At 66.2% G+C, this 1,781-nt stretch carries 1 protein-coding gene; it reads left to right on the plus strand.

What is annotated here, in order from left to right; all coding sequences use genetic code 11:
* Window positions 1–1,781 (plus strand): type I polyketide synthase (locus ACGFK1_RS32815; protein ID WP_393439957.1); only part of this gene is annotated, 1,781 nt, incomplete at both ends.

Below are 1,781 nucleotides of genomic sequence, written 5' to 3' on the forward strand. Positions count from 1 at the left end.
TGGGGGATGTTGGCTCCTGACGGGCGTTGCAAGACTTTCGATGCTGCGGCGAATGGCTATGTGCGTAGTGAGGGCGCTGGGGTGGTGGTGCTCAAGCGGCTCGGTGATGCGCTGCGCGATGGGGATTCGGTGTTGGCGGTGGTGCGTGGGTCGGCGGTCAATCAGGACGGTCCGAGCAGCGGGCAGACGGTGCCCAATGGTCCGGCCCAGCAGGCGGTGCTGCGTGCGGCGTTGGCGGCCTCGCGGCTAGAGCCGGGCGAGATCGATTATGTCGAGGCGCATGGTACCGGTACCGCGTTGGGTGATCCGATTGAACTGGACGCGTTGAGTCAGGTGTTCGCCGAACGCAATGGTGCGGCGCCGTTGGTGTTGGGGTCGGTCAAGACCAATTTGGGTCATTTGGAGTCGGCGGCCGGTATCGCCGGGTTCATCAAGACGGTGTTGAGTGTGCGCCATGGGCATATTCCGCAGCATCTGCATTTCAATCAGCTGACTCCGCATGCCAGTGCGGGCGTTTCGCGGTTCACCATCGCCGCGCAACCCATGGAGTGGCCGGCGGTGAGGCGGGCGCGTCGGGCGGGGGTGTCGTCGTTTGGGGTCAGTGGCACCAACGCCCATGTGGTGGTTGAGCAGGCCCCGACTCCCGAACCTGTTGCGATGCAACCGGAGCCGGTGGTGAGCACGTTGGTGGTTTCGGGCAAGACTCCGGCACGGATCGCGTCGACGGCGGCGGTGCTGGCCGACTGGATGGACGCAGATGGTGCCGGTGTATCGCTAGCGGATATCGCGCACACGCTCTGTCATCACCGTACCCGGTACAAGCATTTCGCCGCGGTGTGTGCGCGGGATCGCGCCCAGGCGGTGGCCGGGTTGCGCGCATTAGCGGCTGGTGAATCGGCGCCGGGGGTGGTCGATCCGCATGAGGGCCCATCCGGGTCGGGCACGGTGTTCGTGTATTCGGGTCAGGGTTCGCAGTGGCCGGGGATGGGGCGGCGGTTGCTGGCCGATGAGCCGGTGTTCGCCGCAGCGGTGGCCGAGTTGGAGCCGGTGTTTGTTGAGCAGGTGGGGTTTTCGCTGCAGCGGCTGCTCGCCATCGGTGCATCGGTGTCCGGGGATGCGCAGGTGCAGCCGGTGATCATGGGGTTGCAGTTGGCGCTGACGGCGTTGTGGCGCTCGTATGGCGTGGAACCCGATGCGGTGATTGGGCATTCGATGGGGGAGGTGACCGCGGCGGTGGTGGCCGGGGCGTTGAGCCCGGCCGACGGGTTGTGGGTGATCGCCACCCGGTCGCGATTGATGTCGCGGCTGGCCGGTCAGGGCGCGGTGGGCCTGCTGGAAATGGACGCCGAGGCGACCACGGCGTTGATCGCCGACTTTCCTGGGGTGAGTTTGGCGGGGTACCTCTCGCCGCGGCAGACCGTGATCGCCGGGCCGGTGGTGCCGGTGGATGCGGTGATCGCCGCGGTGATGGCCCAGGAGCGGTTCGCGAGGCGGGTGAACATGGAAGTTGCCTCCCACACCGCGCTGATGGATCCCATCTTGGGTGAATTACGTTCGGCGCTGGCGGATCTGGCGCCCAAGGCCCCGACGATTCCGTTTCTCTCCACCATCACCGACACCACCACACCGGCCTTGGATGCCGCTTATTGGGTCGCCAACGTGCGCCAGCCGGTGCGACTGCACCACGCCATCGCAGCGGCAGCGCAAAACCACACCACCTTCATCGAAATCAGCCCACACCCCACACTCACCCACGCCATCTCCGACACACTGGAATCGAC

This window comes from Mycobacterium sp. NPDC048908, from assembly GCF_043197955.1.
Classification (GTDB): Bacteria; Actinomycetota; Actinomycetes; order Mycobacteriales; family Mycobacteriaceae; genus Mycobacterium.